This is a genomic window from Paenibacillus sp. FSL L8-0502, assembly GCF_038593055.1.
Classification (GTDB): Bacteria; Bacillota; Bacilli; order Paenibacillales; family Paenibacillaceae; genus Paenibacillus; species Paenibacillus polymyxa_D.
This window is the reverse complement of record NZ_CP151958.1, coordinates 1,170,023-1,189,953: the sequence shown is the minus strand read 5'-3', so window position 1 is coordinate 1,189,953 and position 19,931 is coordinate 1,170,023. Positions and strand designations below refer to the sequence as shown.

Genomic DNA, 19,931 nt, shown 5'->3' with positions numbered 1-19,931 from the left:
CCGCACACCCCCTTATTTCAGATAGAATCCATTGAAATCACAAGCCAAGCTGCCAACTTCCATCTACGCGATACAGCAATTAGCGCACCAAATCAAAGCTATGATCCGGAGCCTGCTCTTCCATGACATCCAGTACGGTATTCACGAATTGGGTAAGCAGATTCAGCGTACCCTGGTAGCCGATAATCGGATAACGATGTAGATGATGCCTGTCGAAGATCGGAAAGCCCACACGGAGCAAAGGAATTTTCGCCTCTTTCGCCGCAAACTTCAGATGGGAACTGCCAATAGCCAGGTCCACCTGGTCCTGGAACAGCAGCGAACGCATATGCCACAAATCCTGACCAGAATGAACCGTGGCTTCTGCACCGTAAGGGCTGGACTTCAGCAGAAGCTCTGCTTCCTTCTCAAATTTCCGGTCTCCATTGGAGCAAACAATATGCACCGGCTCCATGCCCAGCTCTAGACAAAAGCCAATCAAGCCGATGAGCATGTCCGGGTCTCCTGCCATAGCCACTCGTTTGCCGTGCAGATAAGCATGCGAATCCATCATGGCATCCACAACTCGAGCACGCTCCTGCTTCAATGCCTCGGGTATTTCTCTTCCGGACAGGCGGCTAATCTCCTCAAGCAAGCGATCTGTAGCCCGGATACCCAGCGGTGTGGAGATGGAGAACATCTGCTGCCCCCAGGTTTGCTTCATATAACCTAATGTTTTACGAAGAGAGTACTGCTGGATCGCCAACGTGCCGGCAGCATCTGCGGCCTTGGGCACATCCTCAAGCGGCGTTCCCCCGTAATAGTAGCTGTACTCTCCAGTAGCTCCTGAATCAAAATTACTGCTGTGGTCACCCAAAATGGTATACGTAGCGCCGAACATCCCCAGTATGCGCCGCATTTCCGCAAAATTTCCCGTATACCCGTCAAACCCGAGCAGTACATTCAGCTTCAATTCATGACCAGGCTGCGGCGTCCGGCCTGACTTGTTATACAGCGTCTCCAGCACAGAGCGCAGCATGGCATCATAGCCTGTAATATGTGAACCGGAGAAGCTGGGGGTATTGGCAAAAGGAACTGGCATATCCTCGGGAAGGGCTCCCTCCTGACGGGCATTAGCCAGGAAGGCAGACAGGTCATCTCCGATCACCTCTGCCATACAGGTCGTGCATACCGCAATCATCTCCGGTTGATACAAGGCAATACAGTTCTCTATACCGTCAATGAGGTTGCGCATGCCGCCGAATACGGCGGCATCCTCGGTCATCGAGGTGGAGACGGCAGGAACAGGCTCTTTGAAGTGGCGGGCAAGATGGCTACGGAAATAAGCCGTACAGCCCTGTGAGCCATGAATGAACGGGAGCGTTTTTTCAAAGCCCAGTGCAGCCATAACCGCTCCCAGCGGCTGACAAGCCTTGGCCGGATTCACGACTACGGCTGTACGGGCAAAATTCTTGTCTTTGTATTCCTTGGTCTTGGTGTACTCCAGGGTGTCGGTAACCTCCTCCGGCGAACATGGGGCCTCGAAGGCTCGTTTCTTCTCACGCTGGCGCACATATTTATCCTGCCGAAACAGCTGATTGTGATCGACAATATTCAGACGCTCGCTCATACCGACACCTCCGCAGTCTGCCGGGACGGCAGCAGGCTCCATACTGGACTGTTTATGGTCATATCCATATCACGTGCAAAAATCTGGAAGCCGTCAAAACCATGATAAGGCCCGCTGTAATCCCAGGAGTGCATTTGACGAAAGGGAATGCCCATTTTGTGATACACATATTTCTCCTTGACTCCGGCGCCCATTAAGTCAATATTCAGCCGCTGGGCCAATTCCTCCAGCTCATAAGCCGCTGGATCATCGTACAGAATAGTGCCTTCCTTTACATCGGGAAACGTCTTTTCGTAATCATCCTTATGGGCAAATTCGTAGCCTGTAGCCACAATTTCCATCCCCAGATCCTCATAGGCACCGATGGTATGCCTTGCCCGCAACCCGCCAATCAGAAGCATCACCTTTTTACCTTCCAGACGTGGGCGGTATTTACGGATGACTGCCTCCATCTGCGGCATATATTGGGCGATGACCTGCTCACATTTTTCCTGAATCGTTTCGTCAAAACGAGCTGCAATCGCCCTTAAGCTCTCCACTGTCTTGGTCGGGCCAAAGAAGTTATATTCCATCCAAGGAATTCCGTATTCCTGCTCCATCGTTGTGCACATATAATTCATGGAACGATGACAATGGATCAGATTGAGCTTGGATTTGTGCGCAATCCCCAGCTCATTGATCGTACCGTCCCCCGACCACTGCGCTATGACCCGCAGTCCCATTTCCTCCAGCAAAATACGCGAAGCCCAGGCATCACCACCGATATTGTAGTCTCCGATAATGGAGACATCATAAGGCCCGCACTCCTTCAGTTTTCGGCGCCCCATTAGAAAATCGCGGATAGCATCATTGGCAATGTGATGCCCCAGAGACTGGCTCACTCCGCGAAAACCCTCACAGCGTACAGGAATGACCGGAATGCCCAGCTCCTCTGTCATCTTCTTGGCCACGGCGCCGATATCATCACCAATCAGTCCGACCGGACATTCAGATTGTACCGAGATGCCTTTGGCCAACGGGAACATCTCCTTAATTTCCCTGCAGATCACCTCTAGCTTCTTATCTCCGCCGAACACGATATCCTTTTCCTGAAAATTGCTTGTAATCTGCATGGCGGTAAAATTATCGATTCCCAATATCCCATTCGCATAATTGCGTCGGGTACCCCAACTGTATTGCCCGCAGCCGATGGGACCATGGCTAATGTGCACCATGTCTTTAATCGGGCCCCATACCACACCCTTTGACCCTGCATAAGCACAGCCCCTTGCTGTCATGACGCCGGGTCGTGATTTCATGTTGGACTTGATAGAACAGGTCCCGCAGTTCACAAGCTCCTCATCCGCGATCTCAAAATGCTTGGTCCGGTCCTTCTTGGCCTTCTTGGGATATACCTCCAGTATCTCCTCTACGATCTGCTTACCCTTATCCACAATACTGCTCATTTGACCTATTCCTCCCTCCTGCGAGCTGCGCGTTCAGCTCCTCCCATCATCACACGATGATTCCGTCATTAAGCCTTCTGGCTACAGCCTACTGCCCGGACGCCTCAGCTTTGTTAATTGCGGTTTCTTCATCCTCAATAATGCCGAATTCCATCAATAGATCCTCCAGCTCTTCCATGGAAATAGGGGTGGGAACCGTTAGCATGTCATTATTCAAAATTTTACCTGCCAGCTCTTCATACTCCGCAGCCTGCTTATGGTCCGGGTTGTATTGAGTTACAGTCATACGGCGCAGCTCAGCGTGCTGGACAACATTATCACGCGGCAAAAAGTGGATCATCTGCGTGTTCAGTCTTCTTGCAAGCTCTGTAATCAATTCCGCTTCCAGGTCCGTATTCCGGCTGTTGCAGATTAAGCCGCCCAAACGCACCCCACCGCTGTTGGCATACTTCAAGATCCCGCGTGCAATATTGTTGGCAGCGTACATAGCCATCATCTCGCCTGAGCATACGATGTAGATTTCCTGCGCCTTCTTCTCCCGGATCGGCATGGCGAAGCCCCCGCACACGACGTCCCCCAGTACATCGTAGGATACGAAATCCAGCCCTTCGTAGGCCCCCTCTTCCTCCAGAAAATTAATGGCCGTGATAATGCCGCGCCCTGCACAGCCGACACCAGGCTCCGGCCCACCGCATTCCACGTTCAGAATGTCACCGAAGCCCTTCTGGACAACGTCCTCCAATTCCAGGTCCTCCACCGTACCCCTTTCAGCCGCCAGATGCAGCACAGTCTGTTGGGCCTTCGTATTCAAAATAAGACGGGTGGAGTCTGCCTTGGGATCACAGCCTACGATCATAATTTTTTGTTTGAATTTGGTCGCGAGTTGAGCCAGTGTATTCTGCGAGGTTGTCGATTTGCCGATACCGCCTTTACCGTAAAACGCAATTTGTCTCATATTTTCTCAGCCTCCAAAATGTTCAATGGGTAAATCCGAATGACTGCCCTTAACTCCCTTATTACGCTGACTTCCCTTATTGCTCTGCACAGGATACATATAACGTAGAAATTTTACATATTCCAGAACGGATTCCTCAATATCCCCGCCGCATACAATAGGCAGCACGCCAGCTTCCTGCAATGCCTCTTTGGGGGCCTCGCCTATGCCGGCCGACAGCAGCAATGCACAGTCATGCACCATGGAAAGGATCTCCTTCATCGTCTCGGCCTTGTCTCCATTGCAATCGGCTTTCCCGTGGCAGTAGGATTGCACCTTACGAATGCCTATGAAATTTACGATAATCCCGTCGCTTTCATAGATCATAAATTCCTTGGCACGGCCGAAATGCTGATTCACCTTCCCTCCGCCACGACTGGTCACAGCGATTAGGACTGGCTTTGAGGTAAAGCTCACTTCAGGCTTATCCCCAGATAACGGGCAGCTACATCCAGCCCCGGTTGACGGTTGTTTGGGGTGCGATTGTCCCTCCTTGCGTTCCATTCTCACTCTCACCTTCTCATCCAGTTCTTTCTGAAATTGTGCCCTTGCCTCTTCATCCATGGGAGGAGCAGCCGCAATGTTCTCCCATGTAAAATCCTGATTGCGATCCTCGCCCAGCAGTCCAATCGCATCCGCCCTGCACTGACGGCAATGGCGCATAATGACAGCTCCCGCTTCAGCACATTTCTCCTGCAGCTGCCGGACCAGGCGGGGACGGGGGGCACGCATCCCTTCCTGCTCATATCGGCTACCAGGTGCGATGATGAGCGGCATAATGTTGTGCAGCACTGCGCCGTGTTCCTTGACCACCCTGGCTACCTCCGGCAGATGGGCATCATTGACTTCGGGAATCAGCACCGAGTTCACCTTGCACAATACGCCTCTCGAAGCCAGCATCTTCAAGCCTGCCAGCTGGCGGTCAATCAACAGCCGTGCGGCCTCCTCTCCTGCATAGCGTTTTCCTTCATCGTAGACCCATCCATAAATACGGCTCCCCACCACTGGATCTACAGCATTGATCGTGATCGTGACATGCGAAATGCCCAGATCTACAATCCTGTCGACATGCCTGATCAAAGTAAGGCCATTCGTGCTGAGACAGAATATGACGTCCTTAACTGTCTCACGGACCCGGCGGAAGGTATCGAAGGTTGCCTCCGCATTGGCCAGCGGATCTCCAGGTCCCGCAATGCCGACAACGGACAGCTGCATCAGCTGTGCCGCTACGCCATAGGTCTTGCTCGCCGCCTGCTCCGGCGTAAGCAGTTCACTAACAACGCCGGGACGGCTTTCATTGACGCAATCGAATTTGCGGTTGCAATAATGGCACTGAATATTGCATGCCGGGGCTACTGGAAGATGAATGCGCGCAAAATAGCGATGTGCCTCTTCGTTATAACAAGGATGTCGTCTGAGGGTATCCATTGCTAAGGGGGTTTCCGAGAGATCAACTAAAGAGTCCATTCATTCCCTCCTCTCCACGTTATATTACCTTACATAAATCTCTGTTTTTGTCTGGAATATAATTACATCTTAGAGACAGGGACAAATACAGTCAATTCACTTCTCCATGAAATCCCTGACATTTATCCTCAATTCACATATGTGTCAAATTTTACGTCAAGTAATATATCGTACACTTTACATGTGCGCGGTTACATTTCATATTCTCAATAACATCAAGACGTAAAAAAAGAGAGTCCGTAAATACGGCTCTCCTTTTGAGATAAGAAACTTTAATTTTTTATTATATATTTTGGGAAATAGTCTCCGCTTATCATTCCTTCACATCTATTTTCGTCCCATCGACTATCGTTCCATCGACTTCTTTTTCATCTACCTCTGCTGCCTCTACTTCATCCGCTTCGTCACTGCTCTCTTCCTCTATTAAGGCTTTTGGCGTGTAGAGCTTGGGAATCGGCACATTCGCCCAATCCATATCGGATGCAAAATAAAAGCTCGTGTAGGACGGCTGGTTATACCCGGTATTTTGACGCGCCACATCCGTGCGATACTGCGGATCATGCATCAACGTGTACAATTTATGCGTCGTAGGTTCTGTGCTCAGATAGATACGGATGGCTGAGCTATCCGCTGTACGGACGAGCATTTCCTCCCGCCAATCTCCGAAAATGTCGGCTACCAGCGATGGAGTTCCTTTCGTATAGTTATTCGTTTTGGTTCCAGTAGCGGTCAGCAATGTACCTCGTTTCCAATCCTCAATGGTTGGGGTTACATCAATTGCGCCGTTTACGATTTGTGTGGTCATATCAGCTGCCCATTTGATACTCATATTGGTACCCGGCATCTTCGTATCCAGTTGTTTGCCCGCTGCGGTCCACAGGCCTATGGCCCAGGTCTCCAGACCTCGCTGATCCGGGTCTATGTCACCGACCATTCCCCGACCTGTATCCTTGCCGGAATATGCGCCGTAAATGATTTCACCTGTTTTGGCATCCCGCAAAGAATAGCCATATGGAGCGTAAGTGCCACCTTCATGTACCATAAAGATTTCTTTGCCGGGGCGATCCGGGTCAATATCGGTTACATGCAGTGCATCGCCGTGCCCCAATCTGGCGGTTTGACCCGGAGTTGCACTTTCAGGAGGCATGACATCAAATGAGCTGTACAACAGGCTGCCATCATGGTCAATCGTGGCGGAACCGTATACGATTTCGTCCTTGCCGTCACCGTCCACATCCACCACGCTCAAAGAATGCGCTCCCTGTGTGGTCAAGGTGCCAAATTTCGGGTCCGTTCCATCACGCCCGTGCGGACCATCGTTAAATGGATTGGTCATTGGTGTCCAGCCACTGTCCACCATCCAATGTTTTTGGAGATGGCGACCATCCCATGTGTAGGTGGCCAAAGTGGAACGCGTATAATAGCCGCGTGCAAATACGGCATACGGCTTGCGGCCGTCCAGATAGGCCACACCTGCCAGGAAGCGGTCTACACGGTTGGCGGGTTCAATTCGGGTCATGGCGTAGTCGCCCCACATGAGGCCATCGTCATGACGCTCCGGCTCATAGCGGACGGTATCCAGCTCAGCTCCCGTTTTCCCCTTGAAAATTGTCAAATACTCTGGTCCATCGACAATAAAGCCCTCGAACTCTCTCAGCTTGTTTTTGTCGCTCCGTGATGGTGCATATACATCCATAAAGTAGTCTGTCAGGCTTTCCGCATCCTTTCGGGATAACGGATAACTGTACTTCGGAGCGATGCCAAAGCATTCCTCCAGCGTAGCAGGCCATTGTCCCTTGACCACTTCTTCATGCTTCGTCCAGTTCATGAACATGTTCACCACATGCTCATAATAATCCGAACGACTCAAACGGTAATCGTCCTCATGTGTAATCCCTGCTTTGCGATCCTCACGTGGCAGAGTAATATACTTTTCTTTTTTCGCCTTGCCCTTCTTATCAAAAGAAATCGTTTTGGTCCCTGGAGCCGTTTTGAACATCAGCTCGGCTTTACCATCGCCGTCAAAATCGTACACCATCATCTGTGTATAATGCGCACCTGATCGAATATTCACGCCTAGGTCGATCCGGTACAGCAGCTTGCCTTCGGCCGTATACGCATCAACATACGTATTTCCGGTATACCCCTTCTGAGATACATCTTTGGAGTTCGACGGGTCCCATTTTACAAAAAACTCATATTGCCCGTCTCCATCCACATCCCCCACACTCATATCGTTGGCCGAATAAATATAGGCTTCACCTGCCGGGGTTACTCCATCAGCAGGCTTTTGGAGAGGAAGTTCATAGTAACCCTGCTGCCATGGCTTCACTTTAGCGCTAAGATCCTTTTCCCGCCCATTAACGACTGAAGCTACTCTGTATACTGATTTACCATTCCCTTCCTTATCCACATAGTTGGTACTGTCGGTCACTGTCGCAATCTTCTTACCGTCACGGTATACGTTGAAGTCCGCTCCTGTCAGCCCCGTTGAACCGTAACCGTTCACTTCTTGAGCCAATAACCGCCAGCTTAAAAATACCCCCTCCTGCGTCACCGCAGCTACCAGTCCGCGATCCAACTTTTCCAGCTGAATGCTACCGCTACGGTTCTGTTCAACTGCAATGGCTGATTCCGCCTGTAGTGTCGGTTCGGACAAATCTTCCGCAGCCACTCCTCCAGTCGTGCCCGTCATCGCCAGCATGGTTGCCAGCGCAGCGGTCAAGGTTCCCTTTCGCCATGCGCCTTTCCTTTGAGCCATTCAAGTCGTCCTCCTCAATTGTATTGTGATGACAAGCAAGTACGCCAAAATGATTGCGCTTACATAAATTAAATTCCCTATTATTATAGTTTTGCCGTTCCCTCAAACGCGTTTAAATATCCGAGGATTTCTCTACACAAAACCGTGTTGTTTACTCATTCCAAATAAAACAGCTCCCACCAAGGCTGTATGAAAACGGCATGCTAAGGGCTGAACACCGCCAAACTCCCCATGAAGGCAGAGGAAGTAGGCAAAATCATATTCGCATAAACTCAAAAGGAAATATAAAAAAACGGACAGTGGATTGTTCCCATTGTCCGTTTTCGTATTTTTCGCGCTAGTTATGGATTAGGATTCGTCTTGATTACTACAACCTAGTGAGGGACAAATGAACTGAAATCGTCTCTGCTCGACTGATCCGCATGATAAAATACTACATCCCCGTCCTGTAAATGAAAGGTATGCCCGTACGGGTCCTTTATCTCTCGGCGGTAACCCTCCAGTTGCCACTGGTTCAATAGCGGGCCATTTATATACTGTAAATGCGGATGCTCGGTGTCACCCTGACGCAGTGACTCCAAATTAAAGCGAACGACGATAAAGCCTGTTTTCTTGAATATATCCGTATGCTCGTTAAGCTCCTGACGGCGACTGACCTCGCGCAAATCTGTGCCTTTGGTGACTGCGTACACATCAGCAGGCAGGCTATATTCACCATACCAGCGCTGAATCGACGCATTAGCGCGATCCACATTGACCCCATCCGGCAGGTCTGTCTTCGGACCCATCAAGGTACGCACAGCCGCAGGCAGCACCAGCCAGTCGTAACGTCCAATCCAGGTCTTGCTGCGTGCAATACGGTGGGCATACAGAGAAACATAGCGTTCCAGCGTCGACTGGATTTGCTCTGCTTCACTCAGCTCATGCTTGTATTGGTAGGCTGACGTGTCCTGCATTTCCTCCATCGGCACATTGCGCAGCCGTTCATTCAAAATAACATATCGCTTCTCCCGGTCCTCCGCCGATCCCAAACGGATAAATTTCCGGTTGCCGGAATGTGTATACAGATCCACCTCTTCCCGCTGTCGCCCATCTTTGCTCACCCAATAGAACGATGGCGTGATGCGAATACCGTCCTTGGCGCTAAACATATTGCCTTTGGTTTTGAGATCAAACTTGAAATGATAGCCTGTCTTGACCGACACATTTGCATAACCTTCATGTGGGTGACTGCCGGGACGAATGGGCAAGGTGAATGGCTCCTGGTTCCCTCTCGGTAACCCGTCAATATTGCCAAGCCCCGTCCAATAGGACAGGCCGCTATGCGTCGGGCTCCCTTTTCGTTGCCGAAACACCCGCTCCCAATGGTAATCGGCAATATCCGTGATATGAAAATCATACATCCGTCCGATGACCTCTATATTTACCACATCATTGGCGACATGATGGGCGATATCCGTGTTGGCATGGCGCTGTTCAGTGAACCCGTCCGGTGCATTTTCGGCAATGGTACGGAACTCAACTGTGTAGTTGCCTTCATCTACCCACACGGGAAGATAAAAGTCTGTGTTGAGCTGCAGCACTGGAATGTCGATCCAGGTACCCCGCGGATAAAAATGCGTCTTTCCTTTGTCGTACACATCGAACGGAAAGCGAACCTGCTTGGTTCGTACATATTTGGCATACTCCCGATCACCATATCCGGGAATATCCAAATGTGGTCCCGCTGTTGAAATCGCCACCCGGAAAGGTCGCTCCAAAATAAGTGCGGATCGTCCCTTCGTAGGTTGGGTTTTCTGATTATGAGCAGCATCGTCCGACACTTTAGACAGATTCACTACGGGAGTGTGGACAGTCACCGTATTAATTCCCTGTATCGGGAACGTTTTATCCGCACCTCCATTGATATTTCCTTTGAGAATAGCGTAAGTGATGTCACCGCTGCTGGGCGTATTGGACTTATTTATCTTATGCTTTTCAATCATATGGCCCGGGCTGTACAGGATATCCGACCCGATTTTTACGGGTTCAGGGATTTTGCCAGGAGTCGGTCCCTTTTCCTTGACACGCTGGTGGTCCATGATCGTTTGACCGTTGAATTTCACAGTATCGTTTTCAACTTCCACGTCTGGTGTAGCCTTCTGGGCCATAGGCTCCAGTGATCTTTGTTCATTGGGCACCTTCGGCATACTCTTGCCGCCATAAATATAAAGTGAACCCCCATCGACGATGCCCGGAGAAGGAGCCGGATAGTATTTTCCGTTGGTCGCTGATTCTACAGACGGCGGCGTGTAATTCCGTGGTGGAATCGTAATACTACCTCCCGGCAGTGCATAGTTGCGTAGCTGCGCGTTCTTGATACCGTACACCTCAAGGTTGTCTATCACCCAGTAGGAGTACGGTTTCACAATTTCGTATTTGTAATACTCCACGACCTTCATGTGCCGGGTATCGTTGATATCTTCCCATTCCAGATCATACGTGCGCTTCAGCTTGACGTTGTAGGTGCACTCGCCTTTGAGCTGTTGGTAGGTGTTTTGAAAAAGGTAATTCCGGGCCAGCACGTTTCCGTACAGGCTTTCAGAAGTTGGAATACCCTTGGCTACATCAAAACGTGACGCGCCTCGCTGATCGGCTTTAATAACGGCAGATACTGTCGGGTCCAATTCGGCAGTTTCCAAGCGCAGACCTGGAACGGGGCGGGAGCAGACAACACCTTTCGTTGGCTGTTCATGATCTTGGCAATCCGAGGGTGCTCCCTCTTGGCTTTCTCCAGGCTTAGGACAGCCCTGAGCTTCTTTGTAATACAAGTAAGCGGTAAACTGTTCAAAAGAACCGTCATAGGTAAATCCGGGTACAATTCCCGGCAAAATATCTCCGCTTGGCGGTTTACCTGTCGTGCTTTTCTTATAACCCACATACTCATATTTCGGGTTGGTTGGCGGGGGAAAATCATACGGTTGATCAGCTTTTAGTTCATCCTCTATTGGTGTAAATACGTTGTTAAGTGATTTTCCATCAGTGGTAAAATGCTTGACGATCAGACCACTCTCCAGTTCGATCTTGAACAGGATTGGTTGAAAGATACGCCAGGCTTCTACCTCTTTGGCACAGGTAGGGCAACTCTCATATTTGATATTACGTGCCTGAACCTCAGCATTCAGCATCATATTTACCATGATTGGAATAATAGTGGTGTCCGTTCCGACCCCCTGTATTTGGTAGGGGCGAATGTCTTTTTCCTCTGTGCCCCTACTTATGGCCTGGACATAATCAGAATAACTGTCAGAACGGGATTTTAAAAAATACTCTATATAGTTAGGATTATCTTTGTTAGCCTTTATTGCTGGGTTATATAGATTGGCTTCAACGCTTTTGATCTTACGACCAGGAAAACTAAATTTGTAGGTGAAAGTGGCCTCACCATGCATTCCCTTCCCAGGCTCCTTCTTTTGGGTCACCCATTCCCCTGCTGTGTTCTTCCACATGTCGAAGTACATCATACCGACAAAATAACGGTCGTTCTTATCTGAATAATAGGACAGCGGTGTAACCTCCGTCTCGGCTGCCGCCTTATGTGTAGGAAAAGAAAAAGGTGGGATCTGCAAGAATAGCAGTACCCCCACCAGCAATACTGCCAGAATCCGTTGTGACTTTTTCATGTGGTTAATTGCCCTTCCACGGATTGACCATCATAGGGATGTAGTCCTCTGACGCTAATGCAAATGCAATGTACTCAATGCTTGCCAACTTGAAAGACTTATAATTTTTGATGCCTTGAAATAGTTCGTCTCCAGATGAATAGATTGGGTAATAGACCATCTTTGTACCATCCCCGTTATCTTTCATCATGTCGTCCATTGGGTAGCGTAAACGGGCATCCTTGCCCTTAGTCAGAAAGAAAATGCTTCCTGCTGTAGCTTTAGTTTTTACTCTCATTTTCAGATAAGGTGTGCCATTAGAACTTGTGTAAGGCTCAACAGAGTAAATATCATGCAACAACTTGATAGGCAAGTCAGACTGCTTAAAAACCACTACTTTGTCATATGGTTGACGATAAATATCGTTTATAAGATTTGGTATTGTGTTAATTGCTTTCTTATACGGTTCAATGCTGACTTTTTGGAGTCCTTTATCCTCCAGCGCAGCAATTTCCTTCTTTCCAATCCAGACCCAGCGACTGACCTTATCCCACTCCACCGTTTGCCCCAGACCCTCACTTACCAACCGCAGCGGCACAAAAGTACGGTTTTGCTTCAAAATAATCTTCGTTTCATACGTTTTGGTCTGCCCATCCACGGTAGCGGTGTTTTGACCCACTGTCATGTTAACAGCATGGGCATCATTTTTAATCGACACAGCCAATTGACCGCCTGTTTTCTCCCAGCCTACTTTAGCCCCTAGCGCTTCGGATACAAAACGAATCGGAACCATCACATAATCGTTACTATCCTGAAAAGGTTTAGCATCTGGAAACTGTATTTTTTTCGCGTTTAACAAGACTTCAATGGGCTTGGTGCTGCTTGCCGCCTCCGTCGTTGGAATCGTACTTGTCGCGCCCCATAGTAACGTGACTGCGGTCAAACTCAACATCCATTTTTTCATACTCATCTCTCTATCCCCTTTGTCAGCTTAAACTTTAAACTATGTATATCATCTCTAATTTCATAAACTTATCGCATCCCCACTTTCGGAAAATACTGGATACAACTTATATATTATAGGGTTTCCCTCTTACAAAATCTATAAGAAAAACTTCTAATACAAAGCATTCCAAACAAATAGACTCTATTGAGCAATCCTCCCCCTTAAATCATAGAACTGACTCTTAAAAAAGTTATATTTCTGAAAATCCCAACAAAAAAGGGCTGCCTCTCCCCTATGAAGGAAGAAACAGCCCGTGTGCTTCACGCGCAACAAAACTATGAATATATCAGCTTATACCATCATATGGATTATTCCAGCATCATCCAATATTTCTTACATCATAAATCATACCGGACGAAAAATCAAACGTTACTTTTTCTCACGAAACATTTCAAAGATCATTCATGTATACCTGAACTTCCAGCTTGATAGAGTTGCTCATAGACCATCCTCAGCCCAAAACATCTGCGGATACGCTGTCCCGGCTTGGCCTTGAAAGTCACCGTCGCTTGATCCTTACCCTCCAGATATGCAGCCGGAATAGCGGCATTCACGTTGTAAAACTTATCGGCCTCATCAAAGCCTTCACTAAAATGCTCAAGCGGATGACCGTTAATCAAAATATCAAAACCGCAGTTAGGCATTTCCAGCGTAGCTGTGTAGGTAATGACCAACAGCATCGGAGCAGATGGATCTGTATTTAAATCGAAAGAAAACCAACCGTCAATTCCCGCATTCCGATAAGGTCGGTTATTCACATATCCGGTGCGAGTCGAGGCATCTCCCTGGAAGTTATGATCCCGCTCCGGCTGCATTTCACCAGGTTGGGCAAAATCAATCGTACACTGCTCCAGAATCGCCAGTTTTTCGCGTGCCGCTGTGTATTCCTGTTCCGCCTCCTGCCACGCTTCCTTCGTAAAAATATCCCAATATACGGAATACGTACGATCATGCATTTTATACAGAGGCGACAATTCCACATCCCGAGGATGCCCTGCATTCAAGGTACGGAACGTATTCGTCTTATCCTCTACAGACTGTATCCAGGCATCCAGCTTTTCCGTTTGAGGGATAAATACCGGTGTATAGAGGAAATCCTTGGCTTTAGGATCTTCTAAGGGTCCAAGGTCGCCTGCCAGCACCAACGGTCCATACATAACAGCCGCCCGATCCGGATTATCCGGCATCTGCTCCAGCCTCAGCGACATCGGAATCGTCACCTCTACAACATCCCCGTCAATCCACGTTCTGGCGATAGAGATGAAGCTGCCCGGTTCCGATACAACCGACTGTTCTTTGCCATTTACACGAATGGTAATTCCTTTTTCAGCCCAATATGGATAGCGGATGAGTAGCGTAAATGAGGCAGGTTGATCGCATTGAATCTCCAGCGTCGTATGATCTGTATCTGGATAGGAAGTGTTTTGTTTTAGCGTAACGCCTCTGTCCTTCCATTCCAGCGTGGAAGCAATGAACTGATTGACATACAGCTTATCGTGATCGTGAAAATAAATACCGCTGCCGTAGCTCGCATGGTTTTCCATCCCTGTACCAACACAGCATGTGAAATCGTCAAATTTGCTTTCAAAATGCTTGTGCCCGCCCATCGCCAGCGACAGAAAATACGTTACGCCCCCGTGAACCGGGTCCTGCGAGGCCAAAATATGATTGAATAGACCTCGCTCATAAAAGTCGGCTTCCTTGGCGGAAACATTCCATTGAAACAGATGATTTGTCAGCTTGAGCATGTTATAGGTGTTGCACGTCTCCGTCGTATGAGGCCCGATGCGATCATTCAAGCCATCCGGCGCTCCAAAATATTCTCCAAAGCTATTCCCGCCAATGACATACGAATGATGATCCACCACCCGCTCCCAAAAAAACTCCACCGTTGCCCGGCGTTTCGTATCATTGGTCAGCTCATATTCCTTGGCAAGCCCGATCAGCTTCGGAATCTGTGTATTGGCATGAATACCCTGTAAGCAATCCTCCTGTGAGCTAAGCGGGTCCAGCACTAGCTTGTGCCAGAAGCACTCAGCCAGCCGCAAGTAGCGCTCTTCCCCAGTATCCGCATACAAATCGGCCAATACCTCATTCATGCCTCCATATTCGCAAAACATCATCTGCTGCATCTGCTCATCGCTCATCGGCTTCATCATTCCTTCGAGCCAGTCCGCCAGCTTGCGCTCTACATCTAATGCCTTATCACAGCCTGTCAAATGATACGCATCCCGCAGGCCAGCGAATAACTTGTGTAGTGTATACAAGGGGGCCCAGGCACCGTTCAGGTCAAAGCCCTTCGAACGAATATTTCCGGCAGATACCTCTTCAAAAAGTTCCTTTCCCCCTGGAATACCGGATACATATCCGTCACCATGCGCCGTCTGACAAACGTCCAGCTCATCCGTAATGTAATGTGCAATTTCTTTGAAACGCTCATCGCCCGTTGAAGCATACATCATGGAGCAAGCGGACAAATAATGTCCCAGTGTATGACCGGAAATAGTCATCGCTTCCCAGCCCTCATATTGAGGCGCTTTGGGCGTAAGTCCGGCATATTCCCGAAAACGCGCCAGCAGACGGTCTGGTTGAAGCTCCAACAGATAAGATCGGTTCAGCTCCATCGCCTGTTTGAAGGGACCTTCAGCCAATACCACCTCGTTCAGTGCGAACGGTCTTGCTTTCATATGGGCTTTTGCTTTAAGAGTCACTTTCCGTTCCTCCTTTAAGACGAATTTGGGACAAAAAAACGCATATCAAACACAACGAGCCGTTACGCGCCGCTGCCAAAGGTTTGCCCCCACTGCTGGTACAGCTGCGTTCTCGCCTCTGTAATGCCGGGATGAAACTGAATCAGCGCATGCTTACGTGCAAAATGGACCTCACGGATCGCCTCCTGCACCCGCTGTTCCCCGCCTGCTCCGCCGAATCCAGCGGCATCGAGCATAGAAGCGGCGGCTAATCGGCCTTGGGCCATCGCGACCAGCCCGCTTTCGATGCCAGTAATATTGCCGGCAACGTACAGCCCTTTGAGCGAGGTTTCCATTCGCTCACCATGCAGTGGGACATGCCCGCCTAGCTCAGGGCTGTACACGAATTTGCACCCAGCTACCGCCGCCAGCTCAGCGAGCGGGTACAAGCCGCCGCTGAGCGCCACGAAGTCGGCGGGTTCGACGCGCTCGCTGCCAGGGATAGGCGAGCCGTCCGGTTTGACGTGGACCAGGGTCACGGATTCGACCCGGTCCTGCCCGTTGACGGACAGCACCGCCGTCCGCAACCGGATCGGGATATCCCACAGACGGAAGCCTCTGTGGGGATAGCAGCACGCGATGAGTTTCTCCATCCGCATCGCCGCTGCCAGCCTGCCGCCTGCACGCATCCAGGCGGCAGGAGCTAGCCCCGACAGCTGAAGCAGCAGCTTCGCGGAGGCTGTCGGATCTGCCGCCGCACCAGCCAGCGGATTAGCGCACGCCAGTGTAATTGCCGCCACCTTCACCCCGGCGACAGACAGCTCGCGGGCAATCGCCATCGACAATACGTTCATGCCTACGATGATGCCGCGTTCCCCCGGCTTAACGTAATGAACATTAGTCATTACTTGTGCGGCCCCGATAGACATGACGCCCGGTAACGTCCAGCCATCCAGCGGAACGGGAATTTCGGCAGCTCCAGTCGCTAGCAATACGTAATCCGCAGTGAACAATCCACAGGAAGTGGAAATTTCCCACGTTGTTGTATATTCCATACCATGCACGGAAACGCCGCAGCGAATGTCCACCCCAAGCTCCCCGCAACGGGTAATCAGCTCATCCGAAACGTGTTTTCCAACCCACCAGCCTTGACTGCCTTCCTCATGATATTGCCCGGGCATACGTCCACCCGGCTCTGTAAACTCATCCAGTACCGTGACTGGCAATCCTTGCTCAGCAGCCGATACCGCTGCGGACAATCCGGCGGGACCCGCCCCAATGACGATAAGATGCGCCATTTCATTCATGTCACAATTCTCCCTGTGATTTCATTCGAAAGCTGCCGCCCGGTTTCCACCACCATACCTTCTTCCAGCTTGGTCAGGCAGGAACGGACGGTACCGAACGGATGAACCGTCAGGCGGCATTCGTTACAATGCCCAATGGCGCAGTATACGCCTCTGGCCGTACCGGATTCCTCATGCCTTCTCAGCAAACGGACACCGCTGGCCAGCAGCGCTGCTGCCAATGGTTCTCCAGCCAATCCCTGCATGGGACGACCGTCAAAAAAGAAAGATACCTGCCGCCGCTCCGGCTTTGGTCCCAAAATAGGATGATTTACAATACGCGTGCGGCTCATAAAGAACCTCCCTCTGCCAGCTGCCCGAACGTTACGGGACGCACTGGTGGCCTTTGCGATAACAGCTCCGCCTCCCGGCGGGCAGCAGGAACCTGATTGTAAAACCATGACTCCACCAATTGTCGGCATACCCTACCCTGACATGCCCCCATCGTCACCCGCGTAGCCATTTTAAGCTGGCGCACGGTGTCCATACCCATGCGGCAAGCCTGCTCCATCTGTGCGATACTCACTTCTTCACAGCGACATATGAGCAAATGACCTGATGCGCTCCCCACCGTCTCACTTCGTCCCGTCACCCGCTTACTCATAGCTGATCGCACAGGTTTTAATCGCTGAATAAAAATCCAGCGCCGCCTGGCCCTGTTCCCGGGTATGTGAACTGGATTGCTTCAGACCGCCAAACGGAGCCTGGTATTCCACACCAGCCGTCTCCTGATTAACCCGAACCATACCGGCGTTCGCCTCATCCAGAAACCGATGAGCCAACCGCAAATCGCGGGTGAATAGAGAGGCGCTTAATCCATAAATAGAATCATTGCACAGTCGAATTGCATCCTCGAAGTCGTCCGCTTGCACGACCCCCAACACAGGTCCAAAAATCTCCTCCTGAATCAACGGATGGGATGAATTGAGTCCAGTCGCCACCAGTGGACGCACATAATATCCGTTCTCTGTCCCGGCGGCGGCTCCACCTTCGGCCAAAATGTGAGCTTCCCGACGTGCGAGTGATACATAGGACATGACCTTCTCGTATTGACCTGCGGATGCCACAGGTCCAAGATACGCACCGGGGTCAAGCGCCGGAGCGATCTGTATTTTTTCCACCGCTTGGCGTAAGGCTTCCGTGAACGTCTCATAGACAGACTGTTCCACGATCACCCGGCTGGTGGCCGTGCATTTCTGCCCGGCTGAACGTAAAGCTCCGCTGATAATCATCGCCACCGCCTGTGCTACATCCGCGTCTTTCAGCACAATGGCGGCATTTTTACCTCCCATCTCGGTCTGGTATTTCATGTTACGGCGCGCGCATCGCTCGGCAATGCCCAAACCTGTAGCGGTGGAACCCGTGAAGCTGACCGCATCTAGTACCGGAAGCTCCAATAAGGCATCGCCAATACGGTTCCCCTGCCCAATGACTAAGTTCAGTACACCGGGTGGAAGCTGCACCGCCTCGAATAGCTTGGCGACCCGTACTGCAGTTAATGAAGCATGTTCGGCAGGCTTCCAGATGACCGTGTTTCCGCACAAAAGTGCAGGGGCGATTTTCCATAGCGGAATAGCTACCGGAAAATTCCACGGCGTAATGACAGCCGTTACCCCCAGCGCAATGCGCTTTGTGTATTGGAGCACTCCCGGCTCATTCGAAGGAATGACTGTACCGATGGAACGTACGCCTTCTGCCGCATAGTAGCGGAGCAGATGGACACCTCGCATGACCTCTCCGCGCATCTCGGTAATCGGCTTGCCCATCTCACGGCTGGCCAGTTCAGCTAATTCAGGTAATGCTGCTTCTAGTAACCCGGCTGCTTTGAACAGATAAACTCCCCGCGCTGCGGGACTTAAAGCAGCCCAGCCCGCCTGAGCCAGCCGTGCCGCATCCCCGGCCTGTGTAATATCGCCCGTTTCTGAAAAATGGACGACTCCCACCTCCTCCTTCAAGTCCGAAGGATTGTGAACCACCAATTCCTCGCCGGAAGGGCTCAGCCACTCACCACCGATCCAATTTCGGCTCTCCATCATCTTCACCTCCATTCAGGATGAAACCCCGCTCGGACGAACCGCCACCTCAAATGCTTCGCGAATGCGGTCATAATCCGCCTGCGGCAGCGCAAGTCTGGGCGGACGTGTCGGACCGACCGGAAATCCAGCCAGCTCCATCATATATTTGATGGACTGTACCAATCGCGGGCTGGCATCATAGTGGAACAGCGGCAGCAGCCTGCGATACAACGCGGACGCTTCTGCCATATTTCCCGCCTGTGCAAGTCGGAACAGCTCTACCCCTTCCTTGGGCAACGCATTAGGCACCCCCGAAATCCAGCCTGTCGCGCCGAACAATGCCCCCTCCATCGCTAGATTATCTACTCCAACCATGACCTCCAGCTCTGTCTGATCCAAAATAGCGTGAATACGCCGTACATCACCGGAAAATTCCTTGACTGCTACGATATTTTCAATTCGCGACAAGTCCGCAAGAATATCTGGAGTCAAGTCAACCTTGTAATCATGGGGGTTGTTATACGCAATGATCGGCAAGCCCACCTTTGACAATGCTTCATAATGGGCCGTTACCTCATGAGGCAGTGGATTGTAATTAATGGGTGGCAGTGCCATGACACCCGCAGCCCCAGCATCCTTCGCATGCTGAATCCAATGCACCGCCTGTTTGGTGGACGGAGCCGCCGAGCCGACAACAACCGGGACACGCCCTGCCGCAGCGTCAATTACGGTATGCACAACCTGCGACCGTTCCTCCGGGGACAAAGCCGCATATTCTCCCAGCGATCCTGTAGGAACCAGTCCGCTAATGCCACTTGCAATCAGATGCTCGCACAGCTCGGTCAGACGCTTATGGTCTACCTCCAGCTCTGCCGTGAACGGTGTAACCAAGGCCACATACACACCTTCAAAACGTGCCATATGCTTACCAACCCTTTCCCATCTTTATTTTCATAT

The 19,931-nt window shown here is 50.6% G+C and carries 13 protein-coding genes; all 13 read right to left on the bottom strand.

What is annotated here, in order from left to right; translation table 11 throughout:
* Positions 1-79 precede the first annotated feature (79 nt).
* A complete protein-coding gene (gene nifK / locus NSQ57_RS05315) occupies positions 80-1,609 on the bottom strand; it encodes a nitrogenase molybdenum-iron protein subunit beta (protein WP_342425733.1) in 1,530 nt (509 codons plus the stop codon).
* Positions 1,606-3,054 carry a nitrogenase molybdenum-iron protein alpha chain gene (gene nifD / locus NSQ57_RS05310; protein ID WP_340884540.1) on the bottom strand — a complete coding sequence of 483 codons (1,449 nt, stop codon included), beginning with the start codon at positions 3,052-3,054 and terminating at the stop codon, positions 1,606-1,608. Before nifD ends, nifK begins: the two co-directional genes overlap by 4 nt.
* 88 nt (positions 3,055-3,142) lie before the next feature.
* Positions 3,143-4,009, bottom strand: coding sequence for a nitrogenase iron protein (gene nifH, locus NSQ57_RS05305; protein WP_069010331.1), 867 nt, complete (start codon positions 4,007-4,009; stop codon positions 3,143-3,145).
* Positions 4,010-4,015: 6 nt separating this feature from the next.
* The gene (gene nifB, locus NSQ57_RS05300) at positions 4,016-5,515 is read right to left on the bottom strand and encodes a nitrogenase cofactor biosynthesis protein NifB (RefSeq protein WP_342425732.1); all 1,500 of its coding nucleotides are present in this window, start codon (positions 5,513-5,515) and stop codon (positions 4,016-4,018) included.
* A gap of 313 nt (positions 5,516-5,828) precedes the next feature.
* Positions 5,829-8,276 carry a rhamnogalacturonan lyase gene (locus tag NSQ57_RS05295; protein ID WP_342425731.1) on the bottom strand — a complete coding sequence of 816 codons (2,448 nt, stop codon included), beginning with the start codon at positions 8,274-8,276 and terminating at the stop codon, positions 5,829-5,831.
* A gap of 374 nt (positions 8,277-8,650) precedes the next feature.
* On the bottom strand, positions 8,651-11,938 hold the full coding sequence (locus NSQ57_RS05290) for a DUF5704 domain-containing protein (protein WP_342425730.1): 3,288 nt from the start codon (positions 11,936-11,938) through the stop codon (positions 8,651-8,653).
* Between the two features lie 4 nt (positions 11,939-11,942).
* Positions 11,943-12,887 (bottom strand): stalk domain-containing protein, encoded by a 945-nt coding sequence (locus NSQ57_RS05285; RefSeq protein ID WP_342425729.1) that lies wholly within the window; start codon positions 12,885-12,887, stop codon positions 11,943-11,945.
* 434 nt (positions 12,888-13,321) lie between these two features.
* The gene (locus NSQ57_RS05280; RefSeq protein ID WP_342426116.1) at positions 13,322-15,610 is read right to left on the bottom strand and encodes a beta-L-arabinofuranosidase domain-containing protein; all 2,289 of its coding nucleotides are present in this window, start codon (positions 15,608-15,610) and stop codon (positions 13,322-13,324) included.
* An 86-nt stretch (positions 15,611-15,696) separates the two neighbouring features.
* Positions 15,697-16,920, bottom strand: a complete 1,224-nt coding sequence (locus tag NSQ57_RS05275; protein ID WP_342425728.1) for an FAD-dependent oxidoreductase — start codon at positions 16,918-16,920, stop codon at positions 15,697-15,699.
* A complete protein-coding gene (locus NSQ57_RS05270; protein ID WP_029516055.1) occupies positions 16,917-17,252 on the bottom strand; it encodes a (2Fe-2S)-binding protein in 336 nt (111 codons plus the stop codon). The genes NSQ57_RS05275 and NSQ57_RS05270 overlap by 4 nt, the downstream gene beginning before the upstream one ends.
* On the bottom strand, positions 17,249-17,551 hold the full coding sequence (locus NSQ57_RS05265) for a (2Fe-2S)-binding protein (protein ID WP_342425727.1): 303 nt from the start codon (positions 17,549-17,551) through the stop codon (positions 17,249-17,251). Before NSQ57_RS05265 ends, NSQ57_RS05270 begins: the two co-directional genes overlap by 4 nt.
* 4 nt (positions 17,552-17,555) lie before the next feature.
* Positions 17,556-18,992, bottom strand: a complete 1,437-nt coding sequence (locus NSQ57_RS05260) for an aldehyde dehydrogenase family protein (protein WP_340887066.1) — start codon at positions 18,990-18,992, stop codon at positions 17,556-17,558.
* Between the two features lie 15 nt (positions 18,993-19,007).
* A complete protein-coding gene (locus NSQ57_RS05255; protein ID WP_342425726.1) occupies positions 19,008-19,895 on the bottom strand; it encodes a dihydrodipicolinate synthase family protein in 888 nt (295 codons plus the stop codon).
* Positions 19,896-19,931: the final 36 nt, after the last annotated feature.